Raw genomic sequence first — 17,672 nt, forward strand, 5'->3', positions numbered from 1 at the left:
AAGTTGTCCCTCTCCCGCGAAGCGGGGGAGGGAGGGACCCACGCGCAAGCGTGGGAGGGAGGGGGCCTCTCGCCCGCACGCCTCACAAATCCTGCATCGGAAAAACCGCGTCCTTGCGTTCGACCGGGCTCGGCGCGTGCAGCACCCAGCCGTTCCAGCCCAGCCGCGAGCCGTCGGCATCGTCCCCGCCGGTGCCCAGCCGGGCGGCCGGTACTTCGGCGGCCAGCAGGCTCACCTGAAGCTCGAAATCCAACTCCGGCCCGACATACATGCGGACCAGATCCTGCAGTTTCCGGAACTCGCGGCCTTCCGGCATGAAGTCGCGGAACTGGTCGTGGTTCAGCGGGCCGATGCGCAGGCGGAACTTGCCCTGGACATCCCAGGCGCGGTCGCCGGCCAGCGCGTCGATCCCCAGCCGGCAATGCTGGCCCTCGGGGTCCGACAGGCTGGGCAGGCGCGTCTGCCCGTCCGGCGCGATGGGCAGCCAGCCGCCGACGAAGCTCTCCACCGTCACCGGCCGGCCGAGGAAATCCGACAGCATCTCCTGCAGGTCGTTGGCCGAGCGCGTGCCGCGCGACATCAGGCCGGAATAATGCAGAAGGGTCTCGTCCTCCACCACCAGACGCTTGGTCAGCGACGGCTGGCCGATGCCGACGAAGCTGGACAGGGTGGTGCTGACCGGATCGGGCTCCCGCGATCCCTGGCCGCGCTCGAAGGACACCGGCAGCCGGTATTTCGCCCAGGCGCGGTAGAACAGCGAGAAGCTGCGGTGGTGGAAGACGTCGAAGAAATCGCGCAGCGCCCGGTTCCGCTCGCGCAAAGACCGGATCATCAACTCGGTATAGTGCTGCGGCAGGACGCCCAGCGGCCCGACCAGTCCCAGGAAGGCGCCGACCAGCGTCGGCGGGCGGCCGTCCACCCCCGGCTCCGCCCCGGCCACCTGGTTGCCGGGGAAGGTCAGCGAGGTCTCGGCACGCAGGCGCACCACCTCCTCGCGCGGGTCATGGTCATGGCCCACGGCATGGCGGCGGGTGTTGCGCGGGTCGCGCGCGTCACGCCGGGCCTGCCATTCCAGCACCCGCACCGCCTGGAAGAAGTCGAAGCGGTGGGGGGCGCGGAACAGCCGGTCGATTACAGAAGCGGGCGGTTGCCGGCGCGGGCGGGCCATGTGCGGAGCACTCCGGTGCGGCCCTTGACCGTAGCGGTCAGCCGCGTGAAGGAATTGATCGAGCAGTACAGCCCCAGGAAATGGTCGAGGATCATCGCCAGCAGGAACATGCCGCTGCCGCTGAAGCGCTGCGGGTCGAACTCGATGCCGACATCGATGCCGCGGCACATGGCGTCGCCCCAGGCGACATCGCCCGGCCGGGACGGCGCCCGCGCGGTGCCGCGCTTGGTCGTCACCTTGACGATGCCGTCGGCAATGCCGCGGGTCTCGGCCGAATCGCGGAAGTCGTAGAGGCGCAGGATCTCGCGCAGCGCCTCCGTCCCCTCCGCCCCGCCGGAGATCGACAAATGGTTCAGCAGCAGGTGGGAGACGAGGCGCCAGCGATGGCCCTTGCGTTCGGCGATGCGCAGGGTCGGCGTCGGCGGCGTCAGGCAGGACAGGCCGGCGACCGCCGCCATCCCCTCCGTCAGCTTCAGTTGCGGGTGGCCGCCGCCATAGGGCAGTTGCCCCGGCAGGTCGCGGTTGAGGCAGGTCGTCTCCACCGACAGGACGGACTCCGCCGGGCTCGACGGGTCGAAGTCGATGTCGACCAGCGCCAGATGCACCTCGGTGCCGGGATCGCGCCCGCCGGCCGGGCGGCGGCTGGCGGTGTAGTAGGTGCGGCTGACCGCTTCGACGCCGCCGTGGCGCAGGCCGTAGAAGGGCAGGAAGCGCCGCTGCTTGCCGTCGGGATCGGTGGCCAGCACGCTGTCGACCGAATAGACCTCCAGCGCGCCGGGGCGGCGGGCATCGGGAACCACGCGGTGTTCGTGCTGGGTCTGGGTCAGCGCGACCGGCTCCGCCCGCTGGCGGAACAGGTTGACCACCGGGGTGCAGCCCAGCGCGAAATTGTCCTTCGACACCGCGCGCTCCAGGTCGCCGTCGGTGCTGTTCAGATAGATGAAGATCTCCAGCGTGTTGCCGGCGCGGCGCAGCACCTTCGGCGAGACGTGAAGGTCGAAGAACAGGAACTTCTCCGGAAAGGCGAAATACTCGGTCAGCAGCCGATAGCCGCGGTGGGAGCGGGCGGGGTAGGGAAGCATGCCCTCCTCGTCGCCGAAGCCGACCGGGCGGATGGCGTCGGGGCCGAGGATCACCGCGTTCGGATCCTGCGGGCCGTCGGCCAGCGCCACCGAGACGGCGTTGTTGAAGAGCAGCTCGTGCAGGGCATAGACCTGCTGCGGTTGGCCGCGCAGGAAGAAGCGCAGGGTGTCCGGCGCCAGCTCCGTGAAGGTCATCTCCGGTACGCGGCAGCGCAGGGTCAGGCGCAGCGAGGCCACCGCGTCGCCCGCGCGCGGGTTGGGCGGCGCCACCAGCGGTCGGCCGGCGAGAACCGCCTGGTCCAGCTCGATCGGCCACAGGGTCGCGGGATAGACGGTGCGGAAGCGGCAGGTCTCCCCGCGCAGCGCCTCCGTCTCCAGCTCCGTCCCCTTCGGCACGGTGTGCGAGCCGGTGAGGTCCGCGCTGCTCTTCATCTGCACCACCGCCATCGACGGGATCGGCGCCAGATAATGCGGGTAGAGCACGTCGAGCAGCGTGTCGACCAGCTCCGGATACTCGTCGTCCAGCTTGCGGCTGATGCGGGCATTCAGGAAGGCGACGCCCTCCAGCAGCCGGGCGACATGCGGATCCTCCACCGCGTCGGCGCTGAGCCGCAGTCGGCCGGCGATCTTCGGATGCGCCTCCGAGAACTCCGCCGCCATGCGGCGCAGATAGGTCAGCTCGCGGTTGTAATATGGGAGGAGTTCGTCAGCCACGGGCCTTGCTCGTCACGGTGACCATGTTGGAGGTGGGATCGACCACCGAATCGAAGACCATCGGTTCGGGCGCCGGGTCGGCATGGATCAGCGCCTCGATCCGGAAGCGCAGGGTGCGGTCGGCCGGGTCGCTGTTGTCGACCATGGTCACCGCCAGCTGGGCGAAGCGCGGCTCCCACCGCCGGATCGCCGCCTCGATCTGCGCCACCACCTCGCGCCGGCGGGATTCGGTGGCGACATTCTCCACCAGCAGGTCGTGGCAGCCATAGCCGAGGATCGAATCCGCCAGCTCCGTCAGGTCGTCCGGCCAGCCCAGCACCCGCCGCCGGGTGTTCAGCAGGTTCTCCAGGTCGCGCCGGATCGCCGCCCGCAGGTCCGCCACGGTGTGCGGCCGCGGCGCCACATGCTCCGGCGTATCGTCGAGCAGACGGTCCAGGACGGACAGGGTGATGGACTGGTTGCGATCCATGATGGCCTTCGCGTCGTCTCCCTCTCCCGCCCCGGGAGAGGGAAGGGGCCCATGCGGAGCATGGGAAGGGTGAGGGGTGATCCAAGGATCAGGAATCCATGTCTGGATTGCCCCTCACCCTCCCCACGCCTACGGCGCGGGTCCCCTCCCTCTCCCGGGGCGGGAGAGGGCGTTAACCTCACACCGCCCCCGAGAACTCCAGCGTGCCAAGCTGCAGCATCGGAATGCTCTCCTCGCCGACCAGGAAGCAGCGCTGGCCGATGCCCCGCACCGGTGTATCCTCCGACCAGTCCGTCGCCCGGCCCAGCTTCAGCGCATCCTCGGCATCGGCCGGGGCGCCGCCGTACAGCGTGGGCAGATAGACCTCGCCGTCCGGGCCGCCACGCACCACCATGTGCGCCGGGCGCCACAGCAGGTCGCGAGGGCGCTGGGGCGCGCGGAACTCGACCAGCTCCACCGTCTCGCTGGCGATCCAGAAATACTTGCCGGTGCTGGTGTAGACCTCGAAGAAGCCGCCGGTCAGGTCGTCCAGGTCGCGGAAATCGTCGAAAGGCGTGCCGTCATGGCTGCCGGACACCGGCGGGCGCATCTCCTCGGCCTGGGCCAGCTTCGCCACGGCGTCGGCGGTGTCGCCGGCGCGCAGGGCGACCAGCGCCTCCAGATGCAGGCGCAGATGGTCGGCCGGCTGGTCGATGAATTCCGGCACGCGGCCGTCGGCGAACAGCTGGCGCCGCGCCTGCTCGGCCCGCACCAGCTGGCGGAACAGCGCCATGGTGACGGCGACCTGCGGCTCCTGCGTGCCGATGGTGTCGAGCTGCAGGTCGGCGCGCTCCAGGTTGCCGGCGAAGCTCAGCAGCTCGGCCAGGAAGACGCGGCGGTCGAGATCGGTCGGCTTCTTCTTGATCTCGCCGTTCAGCGCGGTGATCGCCTCGTCGAGGCGGCCCGCCTGGAACAGCTGGGCTGCGGTTTCGCTCATGGTCTGTATCTCTCCCTGGATGGAGCGCCTGACTTGGGTTGACGGCCGGGTCAGGCCGCTCCGCCGGTTTGGGCCAGCTCGGTCACCAGCTTGAAGGTCGAGAAGACCTGATCCAGCTGGAAGTGCGGCCGAAGATGGATGACGCATTGATAATTGCCGGGCTTGCCCGGAATGGCGCGGACCTGGATGCTGCCCTCGCGCAAGGGATAGCGGGCCTTCTGGTCCAGGCTGGCGTCGTCGTTGCCCAGGCAATAGCCGTGCAGCCAGCTCTGCAGGTCGCGCTCGCATTCCTCCGGCGTGACGAAGGAGCCGACGCGGTCGCGTACCATCACCTTCAGGAAATGGGCGAAGCGTGCCACGCAGAACATGTATCGCAGCATCGCCGACAGCCGGGCGTTGGCCGTCGCCGTGGCGGTGGTGAGCTGGCCGACCCGCTGGACCGACTGGTTGCCGTAGAAGACCAGATAGGGCGTGTCCTTGCAGCGGCTGACCGGAATGAAGCCGAGATCGTCGAGATCGCGCTCCAACTGGTCGGAGATCGAGACCTCTATCGAGAATTTCTGCGCGACCTTCACGCTGTCGGTGGCGAAATCCGGCACCACCAGCTCGGTCACCAGCCCGCCGCCCACCACGTTGCGCTGGGCGCCGCGGATGTCGGCGAACCAGCCATGCTGCAGGAAGGAGCGGATCAGCACGGTGCCGAAGGCATAGACGGCATTGCCCCAGCAATGGTCCTCCAGCCGCATGCCTCCCTCTCCGCCCACCGATTCCTCGCGGAAGCGGAAGCCGTGACGGGCCTGCGGATCGTCGCCATAGGGTTCGCGCATCAGCACGCGCGGCAGGGCCACGCCGACGAACCGCGAATCCTCGGTCTCCTGGAAGCGTTGCCAGCGCTGGTACTCCGCTTGCCGCAGCACCGATTTGAGATCCAGCGGCAGGCCGAGCTCGTGGAAGGTCTCCAGCCCGAACAGCTCGGGCGCCGCGCCGACGATGGCCGGCGCGAAGGCGGCGGCGGCGACCTGCGCCAGCCCCTTGAGGCCGGAGACGTCGTCGGTCGGCCGCTCCCTGGTCGGGCGGTGCTGGACGGCATAATCGCACAGCAGCACGCCGAAGGGGCGACCGCCGGGCATGCCGAATTCGTCGCTGTAGACCTTGTTGAACAGCTGGCTCTGGTCGAACTCGATAGCGCGTTCCTGGTCGCGGCACAGTTCGGGCCAGGTCAGGTTGAGCAGGCGCAGCACCACCGTCTCGGCGTTCTGCGCCTGCTTCACCAGCGTGCGCACCCCGCGCCACGAGCCTTCCAGCGACTGGAAGCGCTTGTGGTGCAGGATGGCGTTGACCTGTTCGGACAGCAGCGCGTCGATGGCCGCGATGTCGCGGTCGAGCGCGGCGCGCAGCTTGTCCAGGCTGTCATGAACGGGCAGCGTGATGCCGAACCACAGCCGCAGCGCCTCCCCGGGGCCATTGGCCGCCAGGAAGGCGTCGAGCGGGCCGGCATCGTCGCGGCCGAGCGCCATGTCGACCGCCCGCAGACGCAACGGCCGTTCAAGGACCGTCGCCTCCGCGTCGTCGGCGTGGAATTCGGCAGCCTGGCCGGTCATGCGGTTATCAGCCGGCCTGCGGGATGCGGGCGACCATGCGCATGGAGGTGGTCAGTTCCTCCATCTGCAGCCACGGGCGCATCCAGGCGACGGCGTTGTAGGAGCCGGGCTTGCCCGGGATCTCCTTCACCTGCACCTTGGCTTCGGCCAGCGGGTACTTCGCCTTCATCTCCTGGCCCGCGGCTTCGTTGCCGTTGACGTAGTTCAGGATCCAGCGGTTCAGCCACGCCTCGCAGTCGCTCGCCTCCATGAAGGAGCCGATCTTGTCGCGCGCCATGATCTTCAAGTAGTGGGCGAAACGCGAGGTCGCCATGATGTAGGGCAGGCGGGCGGAGATCGCGGCGTTCGCGGTCGCCTCCGGCCGGTCGTACTTCTTGGGCTTCTGCGTGGTCTGGGCGCCGAAGAAGACGGCGTAGTCCTGGTTCTTGTAGTGGCAGAGCGGCAGGAAGCCCAGCTTCGACAGCTCGGCCTCGCGGCGGTCGGTGATGCCGATCTCGGTCGGGCACTTGGCGTCGCTGTCGCCGTCGTCCGAGGTGAAGGTGTGGAAGGGCAGGTTCTCCACCTTGCCGCCGCCCTCGGCGCCGCGGATGGCCGTGCACCAGCCATACTGCGAGAAGGCGTTGGTCAGGCGCTGGCCCATCGCGTAGGAGGCGTTCATCCAGCAGTAGTCGTTGTGGGCCATCGGCCGGGCGATACCGCCTTCGTACGGGGCTTCCTCGTACTCGAACTCCTCGATCGGCTTGGTGTTGGCGCCGTAAGGCATGCGGGCGAGCACGCGCGGCATGGTCAACGTGACGAAGCGGCTGTCGTCGCTCTCACGGAAGCTGCGCCACTTGGCGTATTCGACGCTGTCGAAGATCTTCTCCAGGTCGCGCGGCTTCGACAGCTCGGTCATGTCCTCGAAGCCGAACAGCTTCGGGCTGGCGGCCGAGATGAAGGGAGCGAAGGCGGCCGCCGCGACGTTGGAGACGCCAGTCAGCAGCTCCATGTCGTCGGGGTGGTTGGTGAACTCGTAGTCGCCGATCAGGGCGCCGTAGGGTTCGCCGCCGGCGATGCCGAACTCGTTCTCGTAGATCTTCTTGAACAGGTTGCTCTGGTCGAACTCGACCGCCTTCGAGATGTCCTTGTACAGGTCCTTCTTCGGGCAGTTCATGACGCGGATCTTGAGCGTGGAGCCCGTTTCCGAATTCATGACCAGATAGTTCAGGCCGCGCCACGAGCCTTCCAGCTTCTGGAACTTCTCGTGGTGCATGATGGCGTTGAGCTGCTTGCTGATCTTGGCGTCGATCGCGGCGATCGCCTTGTTGATCGTCTGGCCCAGGTTCTTGTTGAAGGTGACCGTGCCGGCCAGCGCTTCCTGGGTCAGGGTGCGCAGCAGCTCCTGCGCACGGTCCGGCTCGGTCTGCTTGGTGGCGGCGATGGCCTGGTCGAGAATCGAGAGGCCGGTACCTTCGGCAACGGCGCCGGTGGCGCCTGCGCCCTGGGTCTGAGCGTCGCTCATCGGATCAACCCTCCTTCTTCTCGGTGCCGAGCTCGCCGCTCAGCGCCTTCAGCTCGTCGGTGTTCTGCAGCACGCGCTCCAGCAGGCCCTCCAGCTCTTCCGAGCGGTCGGCCTTGCTCAGCAGGTCGCGCAGCTGGTTGCGGGTCTCCAGCAGCTTGCGCAGCGGCTCGACCTGCTGGACGACGCGGCCCGGCTCGAAATCCTCCATCGACTTGAAGGCGAGCTCGACAGCCATCTCGGTGCCGTCGTCGGCCAGGGTGTTTTCCACCTTCATCTTCAGGCCGGGCGTCATGCGGGCCATGACGTCGTTGAAGTTGTCGCGGTCGATCTGGATGAACTTGCGGTCCTTCAGGGGCTTCAGCGGCTCCGTCGGGTCGCCCGAGAAGTCGCCGAGCACGCCGACGACGAAGGGCAGCTCCTTGACGACGGTCGCACCCTCGGTCTCGACGTCGTAGGTGATGTGGACGCGGGGCTTGCGCACGCGATCCAGCTTCTGGTGGATACTCGCCATGTTATCGGACCTCCCTGCTCACGCCGTAGGATAGGCGGTGATCGTCAATACCCTGATTGCTCTGCCGGCGGCGGCGCCTTGGCGCCGGACGCGATGAAGAACTGCCGCCGCGTCTCCTCGTCCGTGATGAGCTCCTGCAGGAGTTCCTGCAAAGACATGCGGCCGCGGCGGACCACCTCCTCCAGCGTATAGGAGATGGGGGAATGGGGTTCCGTCTTGCGGAAGAAATCGGCGACCTGCAAGAGGACCTTGAAGGCTTCTTCGCGCGTTGTCACAGCCCCGCTTGCCTGCACCTTGGCGCCGGCAGCCGCGACCGCCCCGCCGCCGGTCGTCGCGGCCGGATCGGTGGACGCGGAGGCGGCCTCCGCCGCGGCGGGCTCGTCGCCGCCCAGCGTCGCCAGCCGGTCGCGCGCGGCGTAGTTCACCGCGTCGAGAGCCGCCGTCAGGACGTTGCGGATATTGCCGGCCGGCGGCGCATCGTAGCCGGCCTTGTCGTAGAGGATTTTGCCCAGCGCCTCGAACTCGTCGATGGCGCCCTGGATATCCTCCAGCAGCGTCTTGAATTCGGAGGCCGGCGTCTCGCGGACGCTCTGCTCGAACTGTTCCCAGGTCACGGCGCCGTTGTCGATGCGCGCCTGACGGCGCGCCTCGTCGGTGATCTTCGCCAGTTCGATGGCCTGCTCGTACTGCCAGAGCGAATAGGGAATGTCGCCCATGGTCAGCGGCACCTTGCGGACCGGCTGGATCAGCGTGCCGTCGGCCGATTCGCCGTTCAGGCCGGTCAGCGGGCCGACGCGGGTGGCGATGCCGTCCTCGTCCGGGGCCGGGTAGAGGTTGTCCCAGAACCGCTCCACCAGCCCGCGGGCCAGCGCGAAGCCGTCGCGCAGGCCGGCATAGCCCTCCGCCCGCAGCAGCGCCTCGATGAACCAGGCGGTGACTTCGAGGTCCTTGGCCTGGGTGCGCAGGATCCGCGGGCTGACTTCCAGAATGGTGCGCCATTCCGGCAGAAGGCCGCCGGCGTCGTCCTCCACATCCATGGATCGTTCGGCGGCGCGGGCGGCGCTGCGGGCATCCTTAACGGTGTAGTAGTCGGCCGAGGCATTCTCGCGAAGGTCGATTCCGCATTCGGAGTCTCCTTCGATCGGCTGCAAAAGCTCTTCGATGTCGAAAATCTGCGGTGTGGGCATGAAGGAAAGCACCCTTTCCACATTCGTATGAAGAAGGTCAGAGCCGCAGGGCGCGGAGCCCGCCGAATTGGGGTAAGCGTTCGTGCCGGGAAATTGATAGCGTTACTTCCGACGCTTCGACAAGGCTATTCGTCATTTCGAGGGCTGCCGAATAGAATATTGCAGTTGCGTAACAAATAAGCGCCGGGGCTACCCCTATGAGCTTGACGAAACGCAATTGCGGATGAATGCTGTTCGTCTGACGTCGGAACGAACCCTTCCCGGGATCCCATCTGCAATGACTCCTGACGCCATTCCAGCTGCAACCTCCGGCTTTGCTGCCGCTTCGGCGGAAAGTTCCGGAATTGTTTCTCCCGTCGTGATTGATAAACGCGATCCTGCCGGCCGTCTGCTCGCACGGGTCGGCATCGCCGACGGGATGCTGGAGGGGCCCTGCCTCTTCTTCGCGGAAGACGGGGAGACGGTGGTTGCGCGGACGCTGTTCCGTGCCGGCCGCCCGGTTCCGCCGCCGGCCGGGTACGATCCCGCGCCTTTCCTGCCCGGCGCCCCGGTGGCATCGGGCGAGTCGTTGTTCTGACCGGCCGGAGACACCGGATGCCGCCCGCCGCCCGCCTCGGCGACCTGATCAAGCAGGACACGCCGCACTGCCACGCACCGATCCACCCGCCGGCCCTGGTGCCGGCGCCGGCGCCGCATCCCGGCCTGCCGTTGGCAATCGTGCTGGGCAGCCCGACGGTGCTGATTGGGAAAATGCCGGCCGCGCGGCTGACCGACATTTCCGCCCCCTGCATGCTGCCGGGCTGCATTCCGGCCGGGCCGGGCATGATCTCCCAGGGGTCGGCGACGGTGCTGATCAACAGCCTGCCGGCGGCGCGCATCAACGACATGACCGCCCATGTCAGCTGCGTCGCGCCGATCCCCGCCCCGGTGGGCAAGGTGATGCCGCCCGGCTGTCCGACCGTCATCATCGGCGGCTGACCGCATGCGCCTTTCCCATTTCGAACGTCTGCGCCCGGTCTGCCCGCGCTGCCTCGCCACCCGCGGCGTGGCGGTGCCGCTGGCACTCGGCATCGTGGAGGCGGCGGACACCGGCGAGGTTCATTGGGGAACGCTGGTCTGCGGCGACGGGGCCTGCGCGATGGAATATCCCATCGTCGACGGCGCTCCGATCCTGGTGCCGGACCTGCGCGGCTGGATGGCGGCGAACGGGCATCTGCTGACCGCGCGCGCCGACATCCCGGCGGCGATGGAAGGGGTGCTCGGCGACGGGTTCGGGCCGGACAGCGCGTTCAACGCCACCCGGCAGCATCTGTCCAGCTATGGCTGGGATCATTACGGCGACCTCGATCCCGCCACGCCGGACGGGCAGGCCGGGTCGGTCGTCCGCTGCCTCGCCGCCGGGCTGGACCGGCTGGGTCCGCTGCCGGCGGGGCCGGTGCTGGATCTCGGCTGCGGCGCCGGGCGGACCAGTTTCGAGCTGGCGGCGCGCGGAGACGATCTGGTGCTCGGCCTCGATCTGCACTGGCCGCTGCTGACGCTGGCGCGGCGGGTGATGGCGCGGGGAGAGGCGGTCTTTCCGCTGCGCCGGTCGGGGATCGCCTATGACCGGCAGCGGATCGAGGCGCGGTTCGCCGCGGCGGAGCGGGTGGATTTCTGGATCGGCGACGCGCTGTTCCCGCCCTTCGCCCCGCAATCCTTCGCGCTGGTCGCGGCGATGAACGTCCTGGACTGCGTCGCCTCGCCGCCCGCCCTGCTGCGCGCCATCGACGGCATGGTGGCGGACGGCGGCGGCGCGCTGCTGGCGACGCCCTTCGACTGGTCGACACAGGCGACGCCGGTCGAGGCCTGGCTGGGCGGCCATTCGCAGCGCGGCGACGATGCCGGCCGCTGCGAGGCCGTGCTGGCGCGGCTGCTGACGCCGGGCGCTCACCCGCAATCGGTCGAGCGTCTGCATCCATTGGGAGAGCCGGTCGATGTTCCCTGGACGGTACGGATGCATGATCGCGCCTTCATGCAATATAGAACGCATTTGGTGATGTTACGGGCATGAATCGGGAATGAAACGAAGAAGTTTCAGTCTAATCGCGAAGCATAGCAGTGGATTTTTCAAAATGGCTTGGTCAGAGTCCGCGGCACAGCCACAGGACGAACCGGCCGGCCGGTTGAGTTGGCGCGGACGCCGCAGGCGCTCTGCCCGCATGGGTTGAAGTCACGCAAGTCACACGAAGGGGGTGGAGCCATGGTGGCGGTCGATCTGCAGAGCATGATTTCGCGGCTGAATCCTCTGTGCCGGCGGGCGTTGGAGGCTGCGGCCGGACAGACCCTGTCGCGCACGCATTACAATTGCGAGATCGAGCACTGGCTTCTCCAGCTGATCGGCGCCGCCGACGGCGACATCTCCGCCATTCTGCGCGTCTACGAGATCGATGCCGGCCGCCTGTCCGCCGACCTGACGCGGGTGCTGGACAAGCTGAAGACCGGCAACAGCCGGGCGCCGGCCCTGTCGCCCAATCTGGTGCAGCTGATGCGCGAGGCGTGGGTGCTGGCCTCGCTGCAATATGGCGAGGGGGCGGTGCGCTCCGGCCATCTGCTGGCGGCTCTGCTGTCCGACGAATCGCTGTCGGCCCAGGCGCGCGACATGTCCGGCCAGTTCGCGAAGATCACCGCGGACGTGCTGCGGCGTGACCTTCCCAAGATCGTCGCCGATACGGCGGAGGCGCGCACCAGCGCACCGGTCGCCGCGGCGGGCGGAGCAGCCGGCGGGGTCGCCGCGGGCGGCGCGCCGAAGGCCGGCGGGGCGACCCCCAACCTCGACCAGTACACCATCGACCTGACCGACCGCGCCAAGAACGGCAAGATCGATCCGGTGCTGGGCCGCGACGCCGAGATCCGCCAGATCATCGACGTGCTGACCCGCCGCCGCCAGAACAACCCGATCCTGACCGGCGAAGCCGGTGTCGGCAAGACGGCGGTGGTCGAAGGCTTCGCGCTGCGCATCGCCGCCGGCGACGTGCCGCCGGACCTGCGCAACGTCCGCCTGCTGTCGCTCGACCTCGGCCTGCTGCAGGCCGGCGCCGGCATGAAGGGCGAGTTCGAGAACCGGCTGAAGGGCGTGATCGACGAGGTGAAGGGCTCCAGCCAGCCCATCGTCATGTTCATCGACGAGGCGCACACCCTGATCGGCGCTGGCGGGCAGGCCGGCCAGAACGACGCCGCCAACCTGCTGAAGCCGGCGCTGGCGCGCGGCGAGATGCGCACCGTCGCCGCCACCACCTGGGCCGAATACAAGAAGTATTTCGAGAAGGACCCGGCGCTGACCCGCCGCTTCCAGGTGGTGAAGGTGGAGGAGCCGGCGGAGCCGGTCGCCGTCGACATGATGCGCGGCCTGACCGCCACGCTGGAGAAGCACCACAAGGTCCGCATCGTGACGGAGGGGTTGATCGAATCGGTCCGCCTGTCCAGCCGCTACATCCCGGCGCGCCAGCTTCCCGACAAGGCGGTCAGCCTGCTGGACACCGCCTGCGCCCGCGTGGCGATGAGCCAGACCGCGACGCCGCCGGCCATCGAGGATCGCCGCCGCACCATCCAGCTGACCGAGACCGAGGTCGCGATCCTGGAGCGCGAGGAGGCCATCGGCATCGACCATGCCGAACTGCTCGCCGCGCTGAAGGACAAGATCGCCGCCACCCAGGCCGACCTTGAGGCGCTGGAGGCGCGCTGGACCAAGGAACTGGAGCTGGTCAAGGCGATCAACGAGACGCGCGACCAGCTGGTCGCCGCGCATGAGCAGTCCAAGGCCCCGGCTGCGGAGGGGGCTCCTGCCGCCGAGCCGCTCGACGCGGATGCGCTGAACGCCAAGCTGTCGGCGCTGACCGCCGAGCTGACCGCTCTGCAGGGCGAGGATCCGCTGGTCAAGGTCGCGGTGGACGGGCAGGCGGTGGCCGAAGTGGTCGCCAACTGGACCGGCGTTCCGGTCGGCCGCATGGTCTCCAACGAGATCAAGACCATCCTGTCGCTCGCCGACCGCATGAAGGAGCGGATCATCGGCCAGGACCACGCGCTGGACGCCATCGCCCAGGCGATGTGGACCAGCCGGGCCAAGCTGACCGACCCGCGCAAGCCGATCGGCGTCTTCCTGATGGTCGGCACGTCGGGCGTCGGCAAGACCGAGACGGCGCTGACGCTCGCCGACCTGATCTATGGCGGTGAGCAGAACGTCACCACCATCAACATGACCGAGTACAAGGAGGAGCATAAGGTCTCCCTGCTGCTCGGATCTCCTCCCGGCTATGTCGGCTTCGGCGAGGGCGGCGTCCTGACCGAGGCGGTGCGCCGCCGGCCCTACAGCGTCGTCCTGCTGGACGAGCTGGAGAAGGCCCATCCCGGCGTGCAGGACATCTTCTTCCAGGTGTTCGACAAGGGCACGATCAAGGACGGCGAAGGCCGTGACATCGACTTCAAGAACACCGTCATCATCATGACGTCGAATGCCGGCACGGACCTGATCCACAAGCTGTGCGCCGACCCGGAGACGGCGCCCGACGCCGATGGCCTGCTGGAGGCCCTGCATCCCGAACTGCAGAAGAGCTTCAAGCCGGCCTTCCTCGGCCGCTGCACGGTCATCCCCTACTTCCAGTTGTCGGACGAGAATCTGGCGAAGATCGTTGTCCTGCAGTTGAACCGCATCGCCAAGCGGGTGGTGCAGAACTACAAGGCCGCCTTCTCCTACTCCGACGATCTGGTCCAGAGCATCGTCAACCGGTGCCAGGAGGTGTCGAGCGGCGCCCGCAACATCGAGACGATCCTGAGCCGCACGCTTCTGCCGGAGATCTCGTCCCGCATCCTCGCCCGCATGGGCGACGGCGAGCCGATCACCCGCATCCACGTCTCGGTCGATGGCGAAGACCGCTTCGTCTACGACATCGCCTGAGGCCCCAGGGAGCGGGAGGACCGGGGCGGGGGCGCAGAAGCCAGACGGGTCGTGATGCCCGTCACAGCACCCGCCTCAATTCTTTCGTAACCATACAGCACAGATCAAGCTTCCCCCGTTAAGACCGACTTCCAGAGAGCGAGGAGACAACCATGGCGATCTATGTTAAGTACGACGGCATCGACGGCGAGGCCACGCACGAGACCCACAAGAAGTGGCTGGACGTCAGTTCGCTGCAGTGGGGCGTCGGCCGTGCCATCAGCACCCCGTCGGGTTCGACCGCCAACCGCGAAGCGTCGGAGCCGTCGGTGTCGGAAGTGACCATCACCAAGCAGATGGACAGCTCCTCGCCGAAGTTCTTCGTCGAATCCTGCACCGGCGCCATCGGCAAGAAGGTGCAGATCCATCTCGTCACCACCGGCAGCCCGGGCAACACCTATGCCGAGTACACCCTGACCAACGCCCTGGTCTCGGCCTACTCGATGTCGTCGGGCGGTGACCGTCCGTCGGAATCGATCTCCATCAGCTTCACCAAGATGGAGTACAAGTTCATTCCGTACGACGACAAGAACAAGGCCGGCACGCCGATCTCGGTCTCCTACGACCTGTCGACGACCAAGAGCGCCTAAGTTCGGCTCCACTTGCCCCCACCCTAACCCTCCCCCGCTGGGCGGGGGAGGGGATCTCTCCCTCCCCTGCGAAGCGGGGGAGGGTAGGGGTGGGGGCAAAGCCTCTCCAGATCATTATCTTCCCAACACATAGGACCAAGCCCGCATGTCGGATGCGCCCACCATCTCGCAGACCGGCCGGCTTCTGTCGCTGACCTCGCCGCTCGGCGCGGACGTGCTGATCCCGGTTGCCGTCGAGGGAGAGGAAGGGCTGTCGCGCCTGTTCCGCTACACCATCACCATGATCTCGCCGCGGATGACCGTCGCGCCGGCCGACATCCTTGGAAAGTCGCTGACGCTGTCCGTCGCGCGCCAGGGTGGCAGCCCCCGCATTATCAACGGCATCGTGAAGAGTTTTTCCGCCGGGCCGCTGGCTCTGCGCGGCTACCGCCGCTATACGGCGGAGATCGTGCCGTCCCTGTGGCTGGCGACCCTGCGCTCCGACTGCCAGGTGTTCCAGGACAAGAGCGTCGTGCAGATCGTCGACACCATGCTGTCCGACTGCGGCGTGACCGAGGTGAAGAAGCAGGGGCTGTCCGGCACCCACAACGCCCGCCCTGTCTGTGTGCAGTACCGCGAAACCCATTTCGACTTCATCGCCCGCCTGCTGCAGGACGAGGGCATCTATTTCTATTTCCAGCACGAGGCCGGCAAGCACACGCTGGTGCTGAGCGACAGCGCGTCGGGCTACACCGACTGCCTGGACAAGAACGTCATCCACGCCGCCGCGTCGCAGGGCAACACGCTCGTCATCGACGGCTGGTCGCATTCCCAGTCCTACGTGTCCGGCAAATGGACGCTGCAGGACTATAATTTCGAGACGCCCAGCACCGACCTCGCCGCCAGCACCACCACGGTCCTCGGTGTTTCCGCCTTCAAGTCGCACGAGATGTTCGACTATCCCGGCGGCCATATGGTGAAGGCCGACGGCACCACCCTGTCCCGCCTGCGCATGGAGGAGACGGAGACCGGCTATGAGCGGGTGGAGGGTACGGCGACCTACCGCGGCCTGTCCGCCGGCGGCAAGATCTCCATGGCTGGCCATGCGGTGACGGCGGAGGTCGGCAAGGGCTATGTCATCACCGATCTGGCACTGAGCGCCCAGGACGAGACCCATCTCGGCAATGGTGGCATGCCCCCGCAATTCTCCTGCCGCTTCGCCGCGATCCCGGAGGCCACGGTGTTCCGTCCGCCGCCGGTGCCGCGCCCTCGCACCCATGGTCCCGACACCGCGACCGTCGTCGGTCCCAGCGGCGAGGAGATCTATTGCGACAAGTACGGCCGCGTCCGGGTGCAGTTCCATTGGGACCGCAAGGGCACCGACGACGAGAAGAGCTTTGTCTGGCTGCGCGTGGCCCAGACCATGGCCGGCAAGAACTGGGGCACCATCTTCACCCCGCGCGTCGGCATGGAGGTGCTGGTCGACTATATCGGCGGCGACCCCGACCGGCCGCTGATCGTCGGCTGCGTCTACAACGCCGAGAACATGCCGCCCTACACGCTGCCCGACAACAAGACGCAGAGCGGCATCAAGACCCGTTCCAGCAAGGGCGGCGACACCGCGACCTTCAACGAACTGCGCTTCGAGGACAAGAAGGACGCGGAAGAGATCTATTTCCACGCCCAGAAGGACTTCAAGCGGGTGGTGGAGAACGACGACACGCTGCAGGTCGACCACGACCAGACCATCACCATCAAGAACGACCGCACCGAAACGGTGTCGGAAGGCAACGAAACGGTCACCATCGCCAAGGGCAACCGCAGCGTCACTGTGTCGGAAGGCAACGACACCCATGACGTGACGAAGGGCAACCGGACCCTGACCGTCGGCGAAGGCAACCGCACCGTCACCGTCAGCAAGGGCAACGATACCCACACGGTCAGCCAGGGCAACCGGACGGTGGACGTCGGGCAGGGCAACGACAGCCTCACCGTCGGCCAGGGCAACATGGCGATCGACGTGAAGCAGGGCGACTACGCGCTGAAGCTCGGGCTGGGCGACGTGTCGGTGAAGGCCAGCACCGGCAAGATCACCATGGAGGCGACGACCTCCATCGAGCTGAAGGTCGGCGGCAACAGCGTCAAGATCGACCAGACCGGCATCACCGTCAAAGGCCTGATGGTCAAGGTCACCGGCGACAGCCAGGTGCAGATCAAGGGTGCGATGACCCAGGTGAACGGTGATGCGATGGTCCAGGTCAAGGGCGGCGTAGTAACCATCAATTGACGAACGCCGTCCACAGTGGGGCGGTCATCACAGCGGGGTTGGGACGGTGGACATCGGGCTTTTGCCGAAGTTGCGCTTCGCCCGCGCGGCCGAAGCGGTCGCGGGGCTGGACCTGTCGCCGGAGGCGAAGGCGCTGTTCGCGCCGAACGCTCCGACGGCGGTTTTCCTGAAGGCGCTGATCGACGGCGAATTGTATGCGGACGCCATCCGGCTGCTGGCCATTGCCCTGCCGCGGCGCGAGGCCGTGTGGTGGGGCTGCCTGTCCGCCCGCGGCGCGCTGCAGGCCGAGCCGGCGCCGGCCGACGTCGCGGCGCTGGAGGCGGCGGAGGCCTGGGTCTACCGCCCGACGGAGGAGAACCGCCGCGCCTGCTTCGCCCCGGCCGAGGCGATGAATTTCGAGACCGCTTGCGCCTATGCCGCCATGGCCGCCTTCTGGTCCGGCGGCAGCCTCGCCCCGCCCGACGCGGCGGTGGTGGTGCCGCCGGGCGACGGGCTGACCGGGACGGCCGCCGCCGCCGCCGTGCTGCTCGCCACCGCGGCGGTGCCCAAGGAGATCAAGGCACGCCACAGGGCGGCGCTGGCCCAGGCGCTGGACATCGCCAACGGCGGCAGCGGCAAGGTGGGGGCGGCGTGATCCG

Annotated in this window: 15 protein-coding genes; 7 read left to right on the plus strand and 8 right to left on the minus strand. The window is 67.7% G+C overall.

The features are described 5' to 3' along the window. Positions 1-82: 82 nt before the first annotated feature. The 8 genes from tssG to tssA form a co-directional block, all read right to left on the minus strand. Positions 83-1,168, minus strand: coding sequence for a type VI secretion system baseplate subunit TssG (gene tssG / locus AZOLI_RS04310; protein WP_014247361.1), 1,086 nt, complete (start codon positions 1,166-1,168; stop codon positions 83-85). Further along, positions 1,132-2,964, minus strand: a complete 1,833-nt coding sequence (gene tssF, locus AZOLI_RS04315; RefSeq protein ID WP_014247362.1) for a type VI secretion system baseplate subunit TssF — start codon at positions 2,962-2,964, stop codon at positions 1,132-1,134. Before tssF ends, tssG begins: the two co-directional genes overlap by 37 nt. Then, the gene (gene tssE / locus AZOLI_RS04320) at positions 2,957-3,433 is read right to left on the minus strand and encodes a type VI secretion system baseplate subunit TssE (RefSeq protein ID WP_014247363.1); all 477 of its coding nucleotides are present in this window, start codon (positions 3,431-3,433) and stop codon (positions 2,957-2,959) included. The genes tssF and tssE overlap by 8 nt, the downstream gene beginning before the upstream one ends. A 178-nt stretch (positions 3,434-3,611) precedes the next feature. Further along, complete coding sequence (locus AZOLI_RS04325; protein ID WP_014247364.1) at positions 3,612-4,409, minus strand: type VI secretion system accessory protein TagJ; 798 nt, start codon at positions 4,407-4,409, stop codon at positions 3,612-3,614. 50 nt (positions 4,410-4,459) lie between these two features. Then, positions 4,460-6,010, minus strand: coding sequence for a type VI secretion system contractile sheath large subunit (tssC, locus tag AZOLI_RS04330; RefSeq protein WP_014247365.1), 1,551 nt, complete (start codon positions 6,008-6,010; stop codon positions 4,460-4,462). A gap of 7 nt (positions 6,011-6,017) precedes the next feature. Then, a complete protein-coding gene (tssC, locus tag AZOLI_RS04335; protein WP_014247366.1) occupies positions 6,018-7,511 on the minus strand; it encodes a type VI secretion system contractile sheath large subunit in 1,494 nt (497 codons plus the stop codon). Between the two features lie 4 nt (positions 7,512-7,515). Beyond that, a complete protein-coding gene (gene tssB / locus AZOLI_RS04340; RefSeq protein ID WP_014247367.1) occupies positions 7,516-8,022 on the minus strand; it encodes a type VI secretion system contractile sheath small subunit in 507 nt (168 codons plus the stop codon). 44 nt (positions 8,023-8,066) lie between these two features. Then, a complete protein-coding gene (tssA, locus tag AZOLI_RS04345; RefSeq protein ID WP_014247368.1) occupies positions 8,067-9,209 on the minus strand; it encodes a type VI secretion system protein TssA in 1,143 nt (380 codons plus the stop codon). Positions 9,210-9,486: 277 nt separating this feature from the next. Between tssA and AZOLI_RS04350 the strand changes: the two genes are divergently transcribed. The 7 genes from AZOLI_RS04350 (at position 9,487) to AZOLI_RS04380 (ending at position 17,668) form a co-directional block, all read left to right on the plus strand. Then, a complete protein-coding gene (locus AZOLI_RS04350; RefSeq protein ID WP_162487977.1) occupies positions 9,487-9,786 on the plus strand; it encodes a hypothetical protein in 300 nt (99 codons plus the stop codon). 17 nt (positions 9,787-9,803) lie between these two features. After that, entirely contained in the window at positions 9,804-10,187 is a 384-nt protein-coding gene (locus tag AZOLI_RS04355; RefSeq protein ID WP_014247370.1) for a PAAR domain-containing protein, read from the plus strand. Between the two features lie 4 nt (positions 10,188-10,191). Further along, positions 10,192-11,259: a methyltransferase domain-containing protein gene (locus AZOLI_RS04360; protein ID WP_014247371.1), complete on the plus strand. Its 1,068-nt coding sequence runs from the start codon at positions 10,192-10,194 to the stop codon at positions 11,257-11,259. A 189-nt stretch (positions 11,260-11,448) separates the two neighbouring features. Then, positions 11,449-14,139 (plus strand): type VI secretion system ATPase TssH, encoded by a 2,691-nt coding sequence (tssH, locus tag AZOLI_RS04365; RefSeq protein WP_014247372.1) that lies wholly within the window; start codon positions 11,449-11,451, stop codon positions 14,137-14,139. Positions 14,140-14,291: 152 nt separating this feature from the next. Then, positions 14,292-14,768 carry an Hcp family type VI secretion system effector gene (locus AZOLI_RS04370; protein ID WP_014247373.1) on the plus strand — a complete coding sequence of 159 codons (477 nt, stop codon included), beginning with the start codon at positions 14,292-14,294 and terminating at the stop codon, positions 14,766-14,768. Positions 14,769-14,913: 145 nt separating this feature from the next. After that, positions 14,914-17,034 (plus strand): type VI secretion system Vgr family protein, encoded by a 2,121-nt coding sequence (locus tag AZOLI_RS04375; protein WP_014247374.1) that lies wholly within the window; start codon positions 14,914-14,916, stop codon positions 17,032-17,034. 61 nt (positions 17,035-17,095) lie between these two features. Further along, a complete protein-coding gene (locus AZOLI_RS04380; protein WP_244442519.1) occupies positions 17,096-17,668 on the plus strand; it encodes a DUF6931 family protein in 573 nt (190 codons plus the stop codon). The last annotated feature ends 4 nt before the right edge of the window (positions 17,669-17,672 follow it).

It is taken from the genome of Azospirillum lipoferum 4B (assembly GCF_000283655.1).
GTDB classification, from domain to species: Bacteria; Pseudomonadota; Alphaproteobacteria; order Azospirillales; family Azospirillaceae; genus Azospirillum; species Azospirillum lipoferum_C.

Bases quoted from the DNA above. Each gene is read 5' to 3' on its own strand.
- tssG (WP_014247361.1), bottom strand. From the start codon at position 1,168: ATGGCCCGCCCGCGCCGGCAACCGCCCGCTTCTGTAATCGACCGGCTG.
- tssE (WP_014247363.1), bottom strand. From the start codon at position 3,433: ATGGATCGCAACCAGTCCATCACCCTGTCCGTCCTGGACCGTCTGCTC.
- AZOLI_RS04325 (WP_014247364.1), bottom strand. From the start codon at position 4,409: ATGAGCGAAACCGCAGCCCAGCTGTTCCAGGCGGGCCGCCTCGACGAG.
- tssC (WP_014247365.1), bottom strand. From the start codon at position 6,010: ATGACCGGCCAGGCTGCCGAATTCCACGCCGACGACGCGGAGGCGACG.
- tssC (WP_014247366.1), bottom strand. From the start codon at position 7,511: ATGAGCGACGCTCAGACCCAGGGCGCAGGCGCCACCGGCGCCGTTGCC.
- tssB (WP_014247367.1), bottom strand. From the start codon at position 8,022: ATGGCGAGTATCCACCAGAAGCTGGATCGCGTGCGCAAGCCCCGCGTC.
- tssA (WP_014247368.1), bottom strand. From the start codon at position 9,209: ATGCCCACACCGCAGATTTTCGACATCGAAGAGCTTTTGCAGCCGATC.
- AZOLI_RS04350 (WP_162487977.1), top strand. From the start codon at position 9,487: ATGACTCCTGACGCCATTCCAGCTGCAACCTCCGGCTTTGCTGCCGCT.
- AZOLI_RS04355 (WP_014247370.1), top strand. From the start codon at position 9,804: ATGCCGCCCGCCGCCCGCCTCGGCGACCTGATCAAGCAGGACACGCCG.
- AZOLI_RS04360 (WP_014247371.1), top strand. From the start codon at position 10,192: ATGCGCCTTTCCCATTTCGAACGTCTGCGCCCGGTCTGCCCGCGCTGC.
- tssH (WP_014247372.1), top strand. From the start codon at position 11,449: ATGGTGGCGGTCGATCTGCAGAGCATGATTTCGCGGCTGAATCCTCTG.
- AZOLI_RS04370 (WP_014247373.1), top strand. From the start codon at position 14,292: ATGGCGATCTATGTTAAGTACGACGGCATCGACGGCGAGGCCACGCAC.
- AZOLI_RS04375 (WP_014247374.1), top strand. From the start codon at position 14,914: ATGTCGGATGCGCCCACCATCTCGCAGACCGGCCGGCTTCTGTCGCTG.